This is a genomic window from Variovorax sp. GW821-FHT09D07 (assembly GCF_059416345.1).
Genome location: NZ_JBWKOY010000003.1, coordinates 369,627 through 384,464, shown reverse-complemented (window position 1 = coordinate 384,464; position 14,838 = coordinate 369,627). Strand labels below are relative to the sequence as shown.

Annotated in this window: 16 protein-coding genes; 9 read left to right on the top strand and 7 right to left on the bottom strand. The window is 68.8% G+C overall.

The features are described from left to right. Nucleotides 1-33 precede the first annotated feature (33 nt). On the top strand, nt 34-969 hold the full coding sequence (locus AC07OX_RS13225; protein WP_495261328.1) for a LysR substrate-binding domain-containing protein: 936 nt from the start codon (nt 34-36) through the stop codon (nt 967-969). 4 nt (nt 970-973) lie between these two features. On the opposite strand, the gene AC07OX_RS13220 is transcribed toward AC07OX_RS13225, so the two are convergent. Beyond that, the gene (locus AC07OX_RS13220; protein WP_495261329.1) at nt 974-1,954 is read right to left on the bottom strand and encodes a tripartite tricarboxylate transporter substrate binding protein; all 981 of its coding nucleotides are present in this window, start codon (nt 1,952-1,954) and stop codon (nt 974-976) included. A 6-nt stretch (nt 1,955-1,960) separates the two neighbouring features. After that, on the bottom strand, nt 1,961-4,930 hold the full coding sequence (locus AC07OX_RS13215) for a DNA topoisomerase III (protein WP_495261330.1): 2,970 nt from the start codon (nt 4,928-4,930) through the stop codon (nt 1,961-1,963). 84 nt (nt 4,931-5,014) lie between these two features. Here AC07OX_RS13215 and AC07OX_RS13210 point away from each other — a divergent pair, with 84 nt between their 5' ends. The 3 genes from AC07OX_RS13210 to AC07OX_RS13200 are packed head-to-tail and all read left to right on the top strand — an operon-like array spanning nt 5,015 to nt 6,770. Then, nucleotides 5,015-5,743: an SET domain-containing protein gene (locus tag AC07OX_RS13210; protein WP_495261331.1), complete on the top strand. Its 729-nt coding sequence runs from the start codon at nt 5,015-5,017 to the stop codon at nt 5,741-5,743. A 2-nt stretch (nt 5,744-5,745) separates the two neighbouring features. After that, nucleotides 5,746-6,561, top strand: a complete 816-nt coding sequence (locus tag AC07OX_RS13205) for a biotin--[acetyl-CoA-carboxylase] ligase (RefSeq protein WP_139705115.1) — start codon at nt 5,746-5,748, stop codon at nt 6,559-6,561. 8 nt (nt 6,562-6,569) lie between these two features. After that, nucleotides 6,570-6,770, top strand: coding sequence for a sporulation protein (locus tag AC07OX_RS13200; RefSeq protein ID WP_159274165.1), 201 nt, complete (start codon nt 6,570-6,572; stop codon nt 6,768-6,770). A 5-nt stretch (nt 6,771-6,775) separates the two neighbouring features. On the opposite strand, the gene AC07OX_RS13195 is transcribed toward AC07OX_RS13200, so the two are convergent. Both AC07OX_RS13195 and AC07OX_RS13190 read right to left on the bottom strand, forming a co-directional pair. After that, on the bottom strand, nt 6,776-7,501 hold the full coding sequence (locus AC07OX_RS13195) for a HEAT repeat domain-containing protein (RefSeq protein ID WP_495261332.1): 726 nt from the start codon (nt 7,499-7,501) through the stop codon (nt 6,776-6,778). Next, on the bottom strand, nt 7,498-8,940 hold the full coding sequence (locus tag AC07OX_RS13190) for a sensor histidine kinase (protein ID WP_062480377.1): 1,443 nt from the start codon (nt 8,938-8,940) through the stop codon (nt 7,498-7,500). Before AC07OX_RS13190 ends, AC07OX_RS13195 begins: the two co-directional genes overlap by 4 nt. 142 nt (nt 8,941-9,082) lie before the next feature. Between AC07OX_RS13190 and AC07OX_RS13185 the strand changes: the two genes are divergently transcribed. Beyond that, the gene (locus tag AC07OX_RS13185) at nt 9,083-10,048 is read left to right on the top strand and encodes a hypothetical protein (protein WP_495261333.1); all 966 of its coding nucleotides are present in this window, start codon (nt 9,083-9,085) and stop codon (nt 10,046-10,048) included. A 26-nt stretch (nt 10,049-10,074) separates the two neighbouring features. Here AC07OX_RS13185 and AC07OX_RS13180 read toward each other — a convergent pair whose 3' ends face one another. Together AC07OX_RS13180 and AC07OX_RS13175 are read right to left on the bottom strand one after the other, a co-directional pair. Then, entirely contained in the window at nt 10,075-10,749 is a 675-nt protein-coding gene (locus tag AC07OX_RS13180; RefSeq protein WP_056575150.1) for a response regulator transcription factor, read from the bottom strand. Between the two features lie 62 nt (nt 10,750-10,811). Continuing rightward, nucleotides 10,812-11,297 (bottom strand): MarR family winged helix-turn-helix transcriptional regulator, encoded by a 486-nt coding sequence (locus AC07OX_RS13175; protein WP_062482795.1) that lies wholly within the window; start codon nt 11,295-11,297, stop codon nt 10,812-10,814. Between the two features lie 146 nt (nt 11,298-11,443). On the opposite strand from AC07OX_RS13175, the gene recA reads away from it, so the two are divergent. Genes recA through AC07OX_RS13160 form a run of 3 tightly spaced genes read left to right on the top strand, consistent with a single transcriptional unit; the run spans nt 11,444 to nt 13,498 of the window. Continuing rightward, nucleotides 11,444-12,553 carry a recombinase RecA gene (gene recA / locus AC07OX_RS13170; RefSeq protein ID WP_062482792.1) on the top strand — a complete coding sequence of 370 codons (1,110 nt, stop codon included), beginning with the start codon at nt 11,444-11,446 and terminating at the stop codon, nt 12,551-12,553. Nucleotides 12,554-12,612: 59 nt separating this feature from the next. Continuing rightward, nucleotides 12,613-13,086: a recombination regulator RecX gene (gene recX, locus AC07OX_RS13165; protein ID WP_095747317.1), complete on the top strand. Its 474-nt coding sequence runs from the start codon at nt 12,613-12,615 to the stop codon at nt 13,084-13,086. Between the two features lie 13 nt (nt 13,087-13,099). Continuing rightward, a complete protein-coding gene (locus tag AC07OX_RS13160) occupies nt 13,100-13,498 on the top strand; it encodes an SRPBCC family protein (protein ID WP_495261334.1) in 399 nt (132 codons plus the stop codon). 12 nt (nt 13,499-13,510) lie between these two features. On the opposite strand, the gene yiaA is transcribed toward AC07OX_RS13160, so the two are convergent. Next, nucleotides 13,511-13,951, bottom strand: a complete 441-nt coding sequence (gene yiaA / locus AC07OX_RS13155) for an inner membrane protein YiaA (RefSeq protein ID WP_062482786.1) — start codon at nt 13,949-13,951, stop codon at nt 13,511-13,513. A 114-nt stretch (nt 13,952-14,065) separates the two neighbouring features. Between yiaA and AC07OX_RS13150 the strand changes: the two genes are divergently transcribed. Further along, nucleotides 14,066-14,788, top strand: coding sequence for a hypothetical protein (locus AC07OX_RS13150; RefSeq protein ID WP_495261335.1), 723 nt, complete (start codon nt 14,066-14,068; stop codon nt 14,786-14,788). Nucleotides 14,789-14,838: the final 50 nt, after the last annotated feature.

Here is a 14,838-nt window from a genome sequence, read left to right as displayed (position 1 = left end):
ATTCCAATCTGGAATGACTTGATGGGCTCCCCCATGCCGCTGCGACGCCTCAACCCGCCCCTGAACCTGCTGCGCGCCTTCTCCACCGTGGTGCGCTTCGGCGGCGTGTCGCGCGCGGCCGAGGCGCTGCACCTCACGCAAGGCGCGGTGAGCAAGCAGGTGCAGGAGCTCGAGCGCTGGATCGGTGCGCCGCTGTTCGAGCGCAGCCGCAAGCGCCTGGCGCTCACGCCCGCCGGCGAGCGCTACGAAAAGGCCGTGCGCGCCCTGCTGGCGCAGCTGGAGGCGGCCACGCTGGAGCTCATCACCAGTGGCGACGGCGGCGGTGCGTTGCATTTGTCGACCCTGCCCACCTTCGGCGCCAAGTGGCTGATTCCGCGCCTGCCCGACTTCCAGCAGCGTCACCCGCAGATCACGCTGCATTTCGTGCCCTTCGTGCACGGCTACGACTTCGAGCGGCCCGAGCTCGACTGCGCCATCCTGTTCGGCGACGGCCACTGGCCCGGTGCGCGCTCGCACTACCTCGCGGGGCAGGACGTGGCGCTCATCGCCCCGCGCGCCGCGCAGGCCGAGGCCCCCATCCGCACGCCGCAGGACGTGGCGCGCTGCACCCTGCTGCGCCACGTGAGCGTGCCGCAGTCGTGGCTGCACTGGAGCGAGGCGCACGGCGTGCGCGGGCTCGACCCGCTGGCCGGGCTGCAGTTCGACCAGTTCCAGACCATGATCCGCGCCGTCATGGCCGGCATGGGCGTGGCGCTGGTGCCGCGCTGCCTGGTGCAGGACGAAATCACGTCGGGGCTGGTGGAAGAGCCGCTGCCCCATGGCGGCTACCGGGGCAGCGAGGGCTACTGGTTCTGCTACCCCGAGGGGCGCGGCCAGCTGGCCACGCTGGATCATTTCCGCCACTGGCTGCTGGCCGAGGTCGACCGCAGCGGGGAAGCGACGGCGCTGCCGCCGGTCGCGTTGGCCTGAAAAGTTACTCGGGCTTCGCGCCCGAAGCCTTCACCGCCGCACCCCAGAGCCCGATCTCGCTCGCCACGAAGCGGTCGAACTCGGCGCCGCTCGTGGGCGCCGGCTCGGAGCCCCGGTCGCGGATGAAGCGCGCCATCTGCTCGCTCTTGAGGATGTCGGTCACTTCGTGGTTCAGCCGGGCCACGATCTCGGACGGCGTGCCGCGCGGCGCCATCAGGCCGAGCCAGCCCACGGCCTCGAAGTTCTTCGTGCCGGCCACGCCGCTCTCGCGCACGGTGGGCACCTCGGGCAGTTGCGACGAGCGCGTGGCCGACGTCACCGCCAGCGCAACCGCCTTGCCCGACTTGATGTGCGGCAGCGCGGCCGTCACCGAGTCGACCATCAGCGGCACCTGGTTGCCCAGGAAGTCCGCCTGCGCCGGCCCGCTGCCCCGGTACGGAATGTGCGTGATGAACACATGCGCCGCCGATTTGTACATCTCGCCCGACAGGTGCTGCGTGCCGCCGATGCCGGCGCTCGCGTAGCTGAGCTTGCCGGGCTCGGCCTTGGCGCGCGCCGTGAGCTCGGCCAGCGTGCGGATGCCGCTCTCGGGCGTGGCCAGGAACACCAGCGGCACCTTCGCGATCAGCGAGATGCCGACCAGGTCCTTGCGCGGGTCGAAGCCCGGCTTGGCGTAGAGCGTCTGGTTCACCGCCATCGCGCTGCCGGCCACCACGAGCGTGTAGCCGTCGGGCGGCGCGCGCACCACGAACTCGGTGCCGATGTTGCTGCCCGCGCCCGCCTTGTTGTCGACGATCACGGGCTGGCCCAGCCGCTTGCCGAGCTGTTCGGCGAGCGCGCGGGCAAAGATGTCGGTGGCCTGTCCGGGTGGGAAAGGCACGACCAGCTTGACGGGCTTGTCAGGCCACGCGGCGGCCTGGGCCAGGCCCGCGCCGCCCAGCAGCATCGCTGCGGCCAGCGCGGTGGCGAGGTGTCGGCGCTGCATGCGTCGTCAGGCCGCGTCGGGCGCCGAGAGGTGCTTGCCCACGATGCCCGCGAGTTCGAACATCGTCACCTGGTCCTTGCCGAACACCGGCTTGAGCTTGGCGTCGGCGTTGATCGCGCGCTTGTTGGTCGCATCCTGCAGGTTGTTGGCCTTGATGTAGTCCCACAGCTTCTTGATGACCTCGGTGCGCGCCACCGGTTCGGCGCCGATCACCGCGGCCAGCGAGTCGCTGGGCTTGAGGCCCGCGCCCGGCTTGCGCGGCTTGGCTGCCTTCTTCTCGGCCGGTGCCTTCTTGGCGGCGGGCGTCTTCTTCGCCGCCACCTTCTTGGCCGCCGCGGTCTTGGCGGCCGGCTTGCCGAAGGTTTTGCGCGGCGGGAACTTGCTGCCGCCTTCGCGCGGCGCGAACTCGAAGGTCACCTTGCCTTCGTCGGCGTTCCACGTGAGGAAGGCCTTGAAGGCGCGGCGCGTGCGCATCGACACGAACTTGTCGAGCAGGTCGGTCTTGCCGGTGGCGAGCAGCTTTTCCATCTGGTCGCGCTCGACCGGCTGCTGCAGGATGATCTTGCCGGTCTTGAAGGTGCAGCTGGGGGTCGGCTGCTCGTTCGTCGGCACCGACTTCTCGCAGACGTAGTTGCTGCCGTGATCGAACACCGGTGCGCCGCAGACCGGGCACGGGCCCACGGTGTCCTGCTGGCTGAAGTCGACGATCTCGCCGCTGTCTTCGTTCTTGTCGTCGCCGAAGTCGAACTCGAGCTTCCAGTTCTTGGCTTCTTCCCCGTCGTACTTGAGGATGATCTCGGCCGTGAAGGGCCAGCCCGCCTTGGAGCGGAAGCCCTCGAGCGGGCCGATGTGCTTGTTGGCCAGCAGCTGCTCGGCCTCGGCCACCTCGAAGGTGCGCCCGGCCGGCGACTTGCCGAACGAGAAGCCGCAGGCGTCTTCGCCCGTGCCGCTCTTGCCGGTGCAGCCGTAGCGGCGGTAGTTCTCCTTCACCACGCCGCCGCAGTTGGGGCAGGGCGTGGCGAGCGTGGCGTAGTCGCCCGGCACGGTGTCGCGGTCGTACTCCTTGGCCTTCTTGACGATGTGCTCCGTCATCTCGGCGATCTCGCGCATGAAGGCGTCGCGGCTCAGCGCGCCCTTCTCCATCTGCGCGAGCTTGTACTCCCACTCGCCCGTGAGCTCGGCCTTGGACAGTTCTTCCACGCCCAGGCCGCGCAAGAGCGTCATGAGCTGGAAGGCCTTGGCGGTCGGGATGAGCTCGCGGCCTTCGCGCAGCATGTACTTCTCGGCGATCAGCCCTTCGATGGTGGCCGCGCGCGTGGCTGGCGTGCCCAGGCCTTTTTCCTGCATGGCCTCGCGCAGCTCGTCGTCGTCGATGGTCTTGCCGGCGCCTTCCATGGCGCCCAGCAGCGTGGCTTCCGAATAGCGTGCGGGCGGGCGCGTCTTCAGGCCCTTGAGGTCGGCCGACTCGTTCTGCACGATCTCGCCCGGCTTCACCGGCACGAGGCGCTTGCCGTCCTTGTCGTCTTCCTTCTCGTCGTCCTGGGCTTCCTTGCCGTAGATGGCGAGCCAGCCCGGCTTGACCAGCACCTTGCCGTCGGTGCGGAAGGGGTACTTCTTGCCGCCCTGCTCCACCGTGCTGATGCGCGTGGTCACCTGGTGCTCGGCGCTCGGGAAGAACACCGACAGGAAGCGGCGCACCACGAAGTCGTACAGCTTCTGCTCGGCTTCGCTCAGGCCGCTGGGGGCCTGCAGCGTCGGGATGATGGCGAAGTGATCCGACACCTTGGCGTTGTCGAAGATGCGCTTGTTGGGCTTGACGTAGTTGCCGTCGACCGCCTGCTGGGCGAACGGCGCCAGGTGCTTCATGCCGCTGCCGGCGAGCATCTCCATGGTCTGCTTGACCACCGGCAGATAGTCTTCCGGTAGCGCGCGCGAATCGGTACGCGGGTAGGTCAGCGCCTTGTGGCGTTCGTACAGGCTCTGCGCCAGCGCCAGCGTGGTCTTGGCACTGAAGCCGAAGCGGCCGTTGGCCTCGCGCTGCAGCGAGGTCAGGTCGAACAGCGCGGGCGAGGCCTGCGTGGTGGGCTTGCTCTCTTCGGTGACCGTGGCGGGCTTGCCGCGCGAAGCGTCGGCGATGGCGCGGGCTTCCTGCTCGGACCACACGCGGTCGGCGCGCTGCTCGGCATCGGGTTCGCCGTTGGCCAGCAGCGGCGCGTTGGCTTTCTTCCAGTCGGGGTTGAACCACTTGCCGGGGTACTGGCCGGCCTCGGCCGCGAAGCTGCCGTGGATTTCCCAGTACTCGCGCGAGACGAACTTGCGGATCTGCTCCTCGCGCTCCACGACGACGGACAGCGTCGGCGTCTGCACGCGGCCCACGGTCGTGAGGAAGAAGCCGCCGTCACGCGAATTGAATGCCGTCATGGCGCGCGTGCCGTTGATGCCCACCAGCCAGTCGGCTTCGGAGCGCGAGCGCGCGGCGTCGGCCAGGCCCTGCATCTGCTTTTCGGTGCGCAGCGCGTCGAAGCCGTCGCGGATCGCCTGCGGCGTCATCGACTGCAGCCAGAGGCGCTTCACCGGCTTGCCCAGCGGGCTCTTGCCGCCGGCGTACTGCTCGATGAGGCGGAAGATCAGCTCGCCCTCGCGGCCCGCGTCGCAGGCGTTGATGAGCTGCGTCACGTCCTTGCGCTTGGCCTGCTTGACCACGGCGTTCAGGCGCGTCTTGGTCTTGTCGACCGGCTTGAGGTCGAAGTGCGGCGGGATCACCGGCAGGTTGGCGAAGCTCCACTTGCCGCGCTTGACGTCGAATTCCTCCGGGGCCTGGATCTCGACCAGGTGGCCCACGGCGCTGGTCACGACGTAGGTGTCGTTCTCGAAATGCTCGTCATGTTTGTCGAACTTGCCGGCCACCGGCGTGAGGGCCCGGACGATGTCCTGGGCCACCGACGGCTTTTCTGCGATTACCAAAGTCTTTGTCATCTGAGGGCTCTCTATACTCTGCGGCTTCCGCGTGCGCACGCGCGCACACGCATGTGTGCATATTCAACCTAACAGACTTCGGCGATGCCTTCCAAATCCCCACTTTCCGCCGGCCGCGACAAGGAAGCCGCCCCCGTGACCGAGCCGGAGGCGCGTTCCGGCGCCACGCGCTCCGGTGGCCGGCGCATCCAGATGCGCCGATCGGACGTCCATGGCAACGGCGTGTTCGCCCTGCAGGACCTGGCCGAAGGTGAAACGCTGATCGAATACAAGGGCGAGGTCATCAGCTGGAAAGAGGCGCTGCGCCGCCATCCGCACGACCCGACCCAGCCGAACCACACCTTCTACTTCCACATCGACGACGGCCGCGTGATCGACGGCAATGTGAAGGGCAACGACGCGCGCTGGATCAATCACTCGTGCGAGCCGAACTGCGAGGCCGACGAAGTCGATGGGCGCGTTTATATCAAGGCCCTGAGAAACATCGCCGCCGGCGAGGAACTGAACTACGACTACGGCCTGATCATCGACGAGCCGTACACCGAGAAGCTGTTGTCCGAGTTCCCGTGCTGGTGCGGCTCCGAGATGTGCCGCGGCACGCTGCTGACGCCCAAGGACGAGGACGAGGAAAAAGACAAGAAGAAAAAGAAGAAGGCCAAGAAAAAGGCCGAGAAGAAGAAGGCCGAGGCCAAGGAAGCGAAGAAGGCTGAAAAGAAAGCCGAGAAGAAAAAAGCGGACAAGAAGGCCGACAAGAAAAAGGCCGGCGGCAAGAAGAAGTCCAAGGGCGACGCCCCGGCCGCCGCCGGAGACTGACGATGGCCACGACGCCGGCCAGCGCCTGGTTCGAAGACCGGATCGCCGCGACGGTCGCGCCGCTGCTGCCCGGCTTCGCGGTCGAGGCCGTGGCCGAAATCGATTCCACCAACACCGAGCTGATGCGCCGCGCGCGCGCCGGCCGCACCGACCCCGTGCTCCTCGTGGCCGAGCGCCAGACGGCGGGGCGCGGTCGCCTCGGCCGCCCGTGGCAGAGCGCGCAGCAGCCCGAGGCGCCCGCCTCCCTCACCTTTTCGCTCGGCATGCCGCTGGCGCCGGCCGACTGGTCGGGCCTGTCGCTGGCCGTGGGCGTGAGCGTGGCCGAGAGCCTCGACCCGACGGGCGCGCACCAGGTCGGCCTGAAGTGGCCCAACGACATCTGGGTGAACGACCGCAAGCTGGTCGGCATCCTCATCGAGACGGCGATGCCGCAGACGGCCCGGCCCGATGCCGCGCGCTACCTCGTGGTCGGCATCGGCATCAACATCGGCCCGCGCGAGGGCGACGGCATGCGCACGCCGCCGGCCTGGCTGCGCCAGTGGCAGCCCGACGCGTCCGCGCCCGAGGTGCTGCTGTCGCTGGCCGAGCCGCTGGTGCGCAGCGTGCTTGCCTTCGAGGCGCAGGGCTTCGCGCCCTTTGCCGAACGCTTCGCGGCGCGCGACGTGCTGCGCGGGCGCGAGGTGACGCTCAGCGACGGCACCGCCGGCCTGTGCGAAGGCGTGGCCTGGGGCGGCGAGCTGCAGGTGCGCACCGACGCCGGCCTGCAACTGATCTCGAGCGACGAAGTGAGCGTGCGCCCGCGCGGCATGTCTTTCTGAGCGAGGGCATGAAGCTGCGCCTGGTCCTCATCGCCCTGCTCGCCGCCAACGCGGGCTACTGGCTGTGGACGCGCGGCGACCTGGCCGGCTTCGGGCTTGCGCCCGCGGCGCTCGACGAGCGCGAGCCGCAGCGCATGGCGCGGCAGATCCACCCCGAGTGGGTGCAGATCCGCAAGGAAGCCAAGCCTTCGGGCACGCCCGCGCCCTGAGTTGATCAGGCGGCGGCAGCGCGCGCGAACATGCGCCGCGCCTTGGCCAGCGCGGTTTGCAGTTTCTCTTCGGACGGCGGCTCGTGTGAGCTGGAACTCAGGCCGAACTTCTTGCCCGCGATCTCCTGCACCGCGACCAGGATGCCGCCCAGCACGGCCGGATCGGTCTCGGTGTCGAGCGCCTGGCGCAAGGGCTCGAGCGCCTTGGGCGCAGCGCTGCGGCGGTTGAACACGATCTGCATCAGCGCGCTCGCGGCCCATCGGCGGTTCGTGGCGACGACGTCGTGCGCGAGCAGCGGCACCACCTTGGCGATGTCCGTCGTGCCGCCGAGCCAGCCGATCACCCACAACCCCTTGCAGCGCAGGTCGCCGTGCGGTGACGCGAGCGCGGCGCGCGCGAGGGCCGCGGTCTCTTTCAGCCGGCGGCCCTTGCGGTACTTGAAGCCGCCGAGCAGCTGCAGCACCGTGGCCTGCATGGCCGGGTCGGGCTCGCGGTCGAACTGCGCGAGCAGGTGGTCTTCGGCTTCGTCGCCGCGCTCGCCGAACTTGCGGCACAGCCAGTCGTAGAGCTCGCTGTCCATGCCGGTGTCGTGCAGCAGCGTGTAGTGGAAGGCGAGCGCCTCGGCTGAATCCTGTTCCAGCAGATCGGCGCCGAAGTCGAACATGTCCGACACGTCGGTGTCGAGGCGGATTTCCAGGAAGCGTTGGCGCAGCTTGTCGAGCGGATTCATTCCGACGGGGCCTCCTCGAAGCGCACGGTGAAGAGCGCGCCCGGCGGGTGCTTGCCGGGGTGCGCGTCTTCGAGCTTGACCCGCGCGCGGTGCTGGTTGGCGATCTCGCGCACGATCGGCAGGCCCAGCCCGGAGCCGTCGGCCTCGTTGCCGAGCACGCGGTAGAAGGGCTCGAACACCAGCTCGCGGTCGGCCTCGGCGATGCCGGGGCCGTTGTCTTCCACCTGCACCAGCTGCACGTGGCCGAAGGGGTCGGCCAGCACGCGCGCCGTGACCACGCCGGGGCGCTCGGGCGTCGAGGGCGTGTAGTTGAGCGCGTTGTCGACCAGGTTGCGCACCAGCTCTTTCAGCAGCGTCGGGTTGCCGTCGACCATCACGCCGGGCGCGCCGGCCTGGACGCCGTCGTAGCCCAGGTCGATGCGCTTCTCGATCGCGCGCGGCACGGCCTCGCGCACCACCTCGATGGTCAGCCGCGCGAGGTCGCAGGGCTGGCAGTGCGTCATGGCGCTGGTGCCCTCGGCGCGCGCCAGCGACAGCAGCTGGTTCACGGTGTGGGTGGCGCGCACACTGGCGCGGCCGATCTGCTTGAGCGACTGCTTGAGCTCGTCGGCATTGGCGCCCTCGCGCTGCGCCAGGTCGGCCTGCATGCGCAGGCCCGCGAGCGGGGTCTTCAGCTGGTGGGCGGCATCGGCCAGGAAGCGCTTCTGCGTGAAGATGGAGTCGTTGAGCTTGTCGAGCAGCTCGTTCACCGACGACACCAGCGGCACCACCTCGAGCGGCACCGAGGACTCGTCGAGCGGGCTCAGGTCGCCGGGGCGGCGCTCGCGGATGCGCGCCTCGACCACCGACAGCGGCTTGATGCCGCGCACCAGCGCCAGCCAGATCAGCAGCACCGCCAGCGGCAGGATCGCGAACTGCGGCAGCAGCACGCCCTTGATGATTTCGGTGGCGAGCACCGCCTGCTTCTCGCGCGTCTCGGCCAGCTGCAGCAGCGACGGCGGCACTTCTTCGCTGCCGCTGGGAATCCACAGCGAGGCCACGCGCACCGGCTGGCCGTGCACCGTGCTGTTGTGCAGCAGGACCACGTTGGTGCCGGGCGGGTCGTCCACGTTGGGCTGCGGCAGGTCGCGCTCGCCGTGCAGCAGCGTGCCGTGGCCGTCGAGCAATTGGTAGTAGATGTGGCCGGCGTCGTCGGCACGCAGGATCTCGCGCGCCGATTGCGACAGCACGAAGTGCGTCTGCCCCTGCTTCACCGTGACCAGCTCGGCCAGCACCTTCACGTTGTGCTCCAGCGCGCGGTCGAAGGGTGCGTTGGCGATGCCCTGCGCCACCAGCCACGTCACGCCGATGCTCACCGGCACGAGCAGCAGCAGCGGCGTGAGCATCCAGTCGAGGATCTCGCCGAACAGGGAGCGCTGGGCGCGCTGGAAGAGCTTCAAGGGAGTTCCTGGCAAGACGAAAGAACGCGGGCGAGCGTGAACTAGTACTGCGATTCGCAGGTGTGACGTTTCATTGACAAGGTGTGACTGGTTGTAGCCTTGACGTGCAGTTTCTGCAATTCAAAAACATCAGGGAGAAATCATGAAGCAAAAGACCGTGGGCGGCTGCCCCAAGCCGCTCTGGATGGCCGCGACCGTGTTGGCCGCCAGCGTGGGTGTGACTGCATGCGGCGGTGGAGGTGGCGGAGGCGGCGGTGGCATGCCGATGCTGCCGATCGCACCGGTTCCGGCGCCCGCCCCTGCGCCCTCCCCGGCCCCGGCGCCCGCGCCCGCACCGGCCGAGAACCGCGCCGCCGTGCCGGGCTCCGAGCCGTCGCCCTCGCTGAGCGCGCCGCAGTCCGGCTCCACCGCCGCGGTGGGCAATGACAGCGAAGGCATCTACGCGGGCGTGCGAGGCATTGCCTTCGTCGGCACCAACGGTTCGTTGGCGGGCAGCTTCCTCGGGGGCACGATGTGGGGTTCGCTGAAGGTCACGGGGCTCGACTGGTCGTTCAACCCGGACACCGAGTTGTATGTTCCGCCCAACGCATATCCGGTGACGGGCTCGGGCACCTTCGCGCCGAAGAAGTCGGTGGATGGCACCTACGCCTACGACAACCGCAGGCCGTCCGATGTCGGCCCGCTGGCCTACACGATCGAGAACGCGCTGGCGGTGTCGCAGGCGAGCATGACCGGCACGTGGTCCAACACCGACAGCAGCCCGAGCCTGGGCGTGACGGTGCAGGTCGACGGCCAGGGCGTGTTCACCGGTAGCACGAGCGGCGTGCAGATCGGCCAGTGCACGCTCTCGGGTACTGTCGCCCTGGCGCAGCCCGGCTCGGCCAAGAACATGTACAGCCTCACGCTGAAGGCCGTGAATACCGCCACGGCCAGCACCAACGACTGCAAGCTCACCCCCGCCGCCACCGGCAGCTATGCCGGGCCGGCCATCATCGGGCTGGTGCCGGCGGGCGTGTACGACAGCAACGGCTACTTCCGCAGCCTCATGTTCCTGATCCGTTCGAACACCGGCGCCACGCTGCTCGTCAACCTGCGCAAGCAGCCCTGACGGCATTTCGCGCGGGCGGGGCACGCTCAACCGGGAATCTTCTCGAGGCAGTAGCCTAGCCCGCGCACCGTCGCGATGCGCACCGGTCCCTTCTCGATCTTCTTGCGCAGGCGGTGGATGTAGACCTCGATGGCGTTGATGCTCACCTCTTCGCCCCATTCGCACAGCCGGTCCACCAGCTGGTCCTTGCTGACCAGCCGGCCGGCGCGCTGCAGCAGCACCTCGAGCAGGCCCAGTTCGCGCGCCGACAGCTCGATCATCTTGCCGTCGATGGTCGCCACGCGGCCGGCCTGGTCGTAGACCAGCGGGCCGTGGCGGATCGCGTTGCTGGTGGCGCCCATGCCGCGCCGCGTGAGGGCGCGCACGCGCGCCTCGAGCTCCTGCAGGCTGAAGGGCTTGGCCATGTAGTCGTCGGCGCCGTGGTCCAGGCCCTTGACGCGCTCTTCCACGCTGTCGGCCGCCGTGAGCACCAGCACCGGCAGCTGCGAGCCGCGTGCGCGCAGGCGCTTGAGGATCTCGATGCCGTGCAGGCTGGGTAGCCCGAGGTCGAGGATCAGCAGGTCGAACTCGCTGTGGGTCATGAGCGCGGTGTCGGCCTGCGAGCCGTTGGCCACATGATCGACCGCCGCGCCCGAGGTGCGCAGGCTGCGCAGCAGGGCATCGGCCAGCACCTGGTCGTCTTCGGCAATCAGTATTCGCATGAGCCACCTCCGGCGGATTCAGGCGCCATGCCGGCGCAGTTCACATTTGTCTCAACGCGAGTCTAGCCCGCTGTATAGGCTTCGAGTCCGATGGTTACCACGGTGGCGATCTCGTCGCCCACGCTGGCGCGGAACTCGCGCTCGGTCTGCGTCACGGCGCGGCGGAAGGCGTCGAGCCAGGCCAGCCCGTCGGCCGTGAACAGCACGCGCCGCGCGCGCGCGTCGAGCGGATCGGGCCCGCGCGTGACCAGCCCCCAGGCCTCGCACTGGTCGACCAGCGTGCCCATGGCCTGCTTGGTCATGCCGGCGCGCTCGGCCAGCTCGGTCAGGCGCGAACCCTCGCGCGCCAGGTGCCGCGTGATGTGGATGTGCGCCGCGCTCACCTGCGCGCGCGCCGCGAGGTTGGACAGCGCCAGCGGCACGTCGATGTCGTGCGCCATGAGCGCCAGCACACGCTCGTCGAAGCGGCGCATCGCATGGCCCAGCAGGCGGCCCAGGTGGGTCTGGCGCCAGGCGTCGGGATCGGTGGGAAAGGCGGGGTCGGCCATGGCCTCAGATGGTAAGGCAAACTGACTTTAAAGTGGGTTTGCGAAACGCCATGAGCCCCTACACTACTGTTCAAGCATCCAGCCTGTGGTTAAAAGCAGATGGATGAATCCCGACACAAACCGTTGATATTCAAGGAGATTTCCACATGGACGCAGTCGTCAAGGGCGCAAGCATCTCGGTCGCCAACAGTGAAAAGGCCAAGGCCCTGCAGGCCGCGCTGGCCCAGATCGAAAAGCAGTTCGGCAAGGGCACGATCATGCGCCTGGGCGAAGGCGAGGCGCTGGAAGACATCCAGGTGGTCTCCACCGGCTCGCTGGGCCTGGACATCGCGCTGGGCGTCGGCGGCCTGCCCCGTGGCCGCGTCGTTGAAATCTACGGCCCGGAATCCTCGGGCAAGACCACGCTCACGCTGCAGGTGATCGCCTCCATGCAGAAGCAGGCCGGCACCTGCGCCTTCGTCGACGCCGAGCATGCGCTCGACGTGCAGTACGCCCAGAAGCTCGGCGTGAACCTGTCCGACCTGCTGATCAGCCAGCCCGACACCGGCGAGCAGGCACTCGAAATCGTCGACTCGCTGGTGCGCTCGGGCGCCGTCGACCTGATCGTGGTCGACTCGGTCGCCGCGCTCACGCCCAAGGCCGAAATCGAAGGCGAAATGGGCGACTCGCTGCCCGGCCTGCAGGCCCGCCTGATGAGCCAGGCGCTGCGCAAGCTCACGGCCACGATCAAGAAGACCAACTGCATGGTCATCTTCATCAACCAGATCCGCATGAAGATCGGCGTGATGTTCGGCTCGCCCGAAACCACCACCGGCGGCAATGCGCTGAAGTTCTACGCCTCGGTGCGCCTGGACATCCGCCGCATCGGCACCATCAAGAAGGGCGACGAAGCCATCGGCAACGAAACCAAGGTGAAGGTGGTGAAGAACAAGGTCAGCCCGCCGTTCAAGACGGCCGAGTTCGACATCCTGTTCGGCGAAGGCATCAGCCGCGAGGGCGAGATCATCGACATGGGCGTGAACGCCAAGATCATCGACAAGTCGGGTGCCTGGTACGCCTACAACGGCGAGAAGATCGGCCAGGGCCGTGACAACGCCCGCGAGTTCCTGCGCGAGAACCCCGACCTGTCGCGCGAAATCGAGAACAAGGTGCGCGAGTCGCTGGGCATTCCGCTGCTCGCGGCCGACGCCGGCTCCGAACCCGAGAAGGCCGAGAAGCCCGCCAAGGCATCGAAGGCCGACAAGGCTGCGGAGTAAGTGAGACGGAGCGGCCTTCGCGTGTTGCGTGGGCCGCCTGAGCGACCCACCACCCCCGAATGGCCTTCAGTGCCCCCTCCCTCAAAGGCCGCGCCCTGCGCCTCCTGAGCCAGCGCGAGCATTCGCGCGCGGAGCTGGAGCGCAAGCTGGCCAAGCACGAGGAAGAGCCCGGCACGCTGGCGAAGGCGCTCGACGAGCTGGCCGCCAAGGATTTCATCAGCGAGCCGCGCGTCGTCGCCTCGGTGCTGCACCAGCGCGCCGCCCGTTCGGGCGCGCTGCGCGTGAAGCAGGAACTGCAGGCCAAGGGCATCGCGCCCGAAGCCATCGCGCAGGCGGTGGCTGGCTTGCAGGAGACCGAAGTCGAGCGCGCCACGGCCCTGTGGCGCCGCCGCTTCGACGCGCCGCCCGCCGATGCGAAGGAGCGCGCGAAACAGATGCGATTCCTGATGGCGCGCGGTTTCTCGGGCGCCGTCGTGTCCAAGGTGCTCAGGAGCGACTTCGATGACCCAAGCGACGACCCCAACGGCGAATGAAGGCGACGCGGCCTTGTCCCGCGTCATCACGCAGCGCGTGCAGTGCGAATGGCGCGACGCCTATGCGCTCGCGTCCGATCCGAAGCGGCTGCTCGACTGGGCCAGCGGCCTCGCGAAGAGTGCGCTGGTGCCGCACGGCGACCACTGGATCGTGCGCACGCCCGAAAGCGGCGAGGCCCGCATGCGCTTTGCGGCGCCCAACGACCTGGGCGTGCTCGACCACTGGGTGGCGCCCGAAGGCGTGCCCGAGGTCTACCTGCCGTTTCGCGTGATCGGCGTGGCGCCCGGCGTGTGCGAGCTGCAGTTCACGCTGCTGCGCCAGCCGCACATGGACGATGCGGCCTTTGCGCGCGACGCCGGATGGATCGCGCGCGACCTGCAGGCCCTGCGCCGCCTGCTCGAGGCGGGCTGAGCCCGGCCTGGCTTACTCGGTGGCCGTGACGTCGTCGGCCAGCGGGTTCTCGGCCTTGTACGCGGCGATGTCGCGCACGTTCTTCTGCACCGCCACCGCGCCGAACAGGCTCAGCAGGAAGGCCATGGCGTAGAAGCCCTTCTCGCTCGCGGCCAGCGAGGCGTTGAACAGGCCCACGGCCAGCAGGCCCACCGACAGCAGCAGCGAGACCCAGCACAGGCCGAAGTAGATGCCGGTGACCGAGATGCCCTCGAGCCGGTCGCGCACCGTCTTTTGCAGCGACACGGCCGAGAACAGGCCGTACATGAGGATGGTGAAGTAGTAGCCCTTCTCGTTGAGCTGCATCGCGGCATTCCACAGCCCGAGCAGGTACACGATGGCGCCGATGATCAGCGCGGCCCAGGATGCGGCGACGAATGCGCCGGTCGGTTTCTGAAACTTGACGGTTCCCATGACGATCCTCCTCGTTGTTGTGTCGCGCGATTATGGTGCGGGAAGGCGGTGGCATGATCGCCAGCGACCGGCCTCCCAGGAGGCGGCTTTCCAGAAAAACCGGAGGAACCCTTCATGTCGTCGCCACCCGCCCACCCGCAGTCCCTCGTTCGCACCGGCGCCAAGGCCGGCTTCGCCTTCGCCGGCTCGGCCATCAAGGGCGCGCTGATCGGCCTGTTCCTCGGCGGCGGCGTGTTCTTCTACTACCTGAGCCAGCTGCAGGGTCCGGGCATCCCGGCGGCGCGGGCCGGTGGCGCGGGCGCCATCCTGGCGCTGCTCATGTCGCCGCCGCTGCTGGTGGCCGTGCTGCTGTCGCTGTTCGTCGGCGTGTACTTCCTGCTCGGCGTGCAGCGGGGCCGCGCCCGCGCGATGCAGCACCTGGTCGCGGCGCGCGGCGAGGCCGTGTCGCAGCGGCTGGGCGACGCCATCGCGGGCCGCATCGAAGCCATGCCGCGCACCCACGGCGGCTTGCAGCGCGTGGCCGACTGGCTCTCGCCCGACGCCCTGTGCCAGCAGCTCGCGCCGGTGCTCGGCGAAGGCCGGGCCGTGCGCGCGGTGGTCGGCTTCGTGCTGGGCCGCCTGCCCCTGAGCGACATGCTGGCCGAGTGGCAGCAGGAGCGTGCCGCGCACGGTGCGACGACGCCGGCGACGGGCGAAGACCCCGCCTTGCGCGCCCTGCTCACGCGCCGCATCCACGAGGTGCTGCAGGAGATGTCGACGCCCTCGCGCAAGCTCTTCTACATCGCGCTGGTGGCGCAGGCCGTCCTCTTGGGCATAGGGCTGTGGCTCGTGCGCTGAGCCCGACCGTCTTCGTCGGTCTTGGGGCGGCCCGCCGCCCTCGCGCTGAC

Bases quoted from the DNA above. Each gene is read 5' to 3' on its own strand.
- AC07OX_RS13205 (WP_139705115.1), top strand. From the start codon at position 5,746: ATGGCCACGACGCCGGCCAGCGCCTGGTTCGAAGACCGGATCGCCGCG.
- AC07OX_RS13150 (WP_495261335.1), top strand. From the start codon at position 14,066: ATGTCGTCGCCACCCGCCCACCCGCAGTCCCTCGTTCGCACCGGCGCC.
- AC07OX_RS13195 (WP_495261332.1), bottom strand. From the start codon at position 7,501: ATGAATCCGCTCGACAAGCTGCGCCAACGCTTCCTGGAAATCCGCCTC.
- AC07OX_RS13225 (WP_495261328.1), top strand. From the start codon at position 34: ATGCCGCTGCGACGCCTCAACCCGCCCCTGAACCTGCTGCGCGCCTTC.
- AC07OX_RS13185 (WP_495261333.1), top strand. From the start codon at position 9,083: ATGAAGCAAAAGACCGTGGGCGGCTGCCCCAAGCCGCTCTGGATGGCC.
- AC07OX_RS13215 (WP_495261330.1), bottom strand. From the start codon at position 4,930: ATGACAAAGACTTTGGTAATCGCAGAAAAGCCGTCGGTGGCCCAGGAC.
- AC07OX_RS13210 (WP_495261331.1), top strand. From the start codon at position 5,015: ATGCCTTCCAAATCCCCACTTTCCGCCGGCCGCGACAAGGAAGCCGCC.
- AC07OX_RS13200 (WP_159274165.1), top strand. From the start codon at position 6,570: ATGAAGCTGCGCCTGGTCCTCATCGCCCTGCTCGCCGCCAACGCGGGC.
- yiaA (WP_062482786.1), bottom strand. From the start codon at position 13,951: ATGGGAACCGTCAAGTTTCAGAAACCGACCGGCGCATTCGTCGCCGCA.
- AC07OX_RS13220 (WP_495261329.1), bottom strand. From the start codon at position 1,954: ATGCAGCGCCGACACCTCGCCACCGCGCTGGCCGCAGCGATGCTGCTG.
- recA (WP_062482792.1), top strand. From the start codon at position 11,444: ATGGACGCAGTCGTCAAGGGCGCAAGCATCTCGGTCGCCAACAGTGAA.
- AC07OX_RS13175 (WP_062482795.1), bottom strand. From the start codon at position 11,297: ATGGCCGACCCCGCCTTTCCCACCGATCCCGACGCCTGGCGCCAGACC.
- AC07OX_RS13180 (WP_056575150.1), bottom strand. From the start codon at position 10,749: ATGCGAATACTGATTGCCGAAGACGACCAGGTGCTGGCCGATGCCCTG.
- recX (WP_095747317.1), top strand. From the start codon at position 12,613: ATGGCCTTCAGTGCCCCCTCCCTCAAAGGCCGCGCCCTGCGCCTCCTG.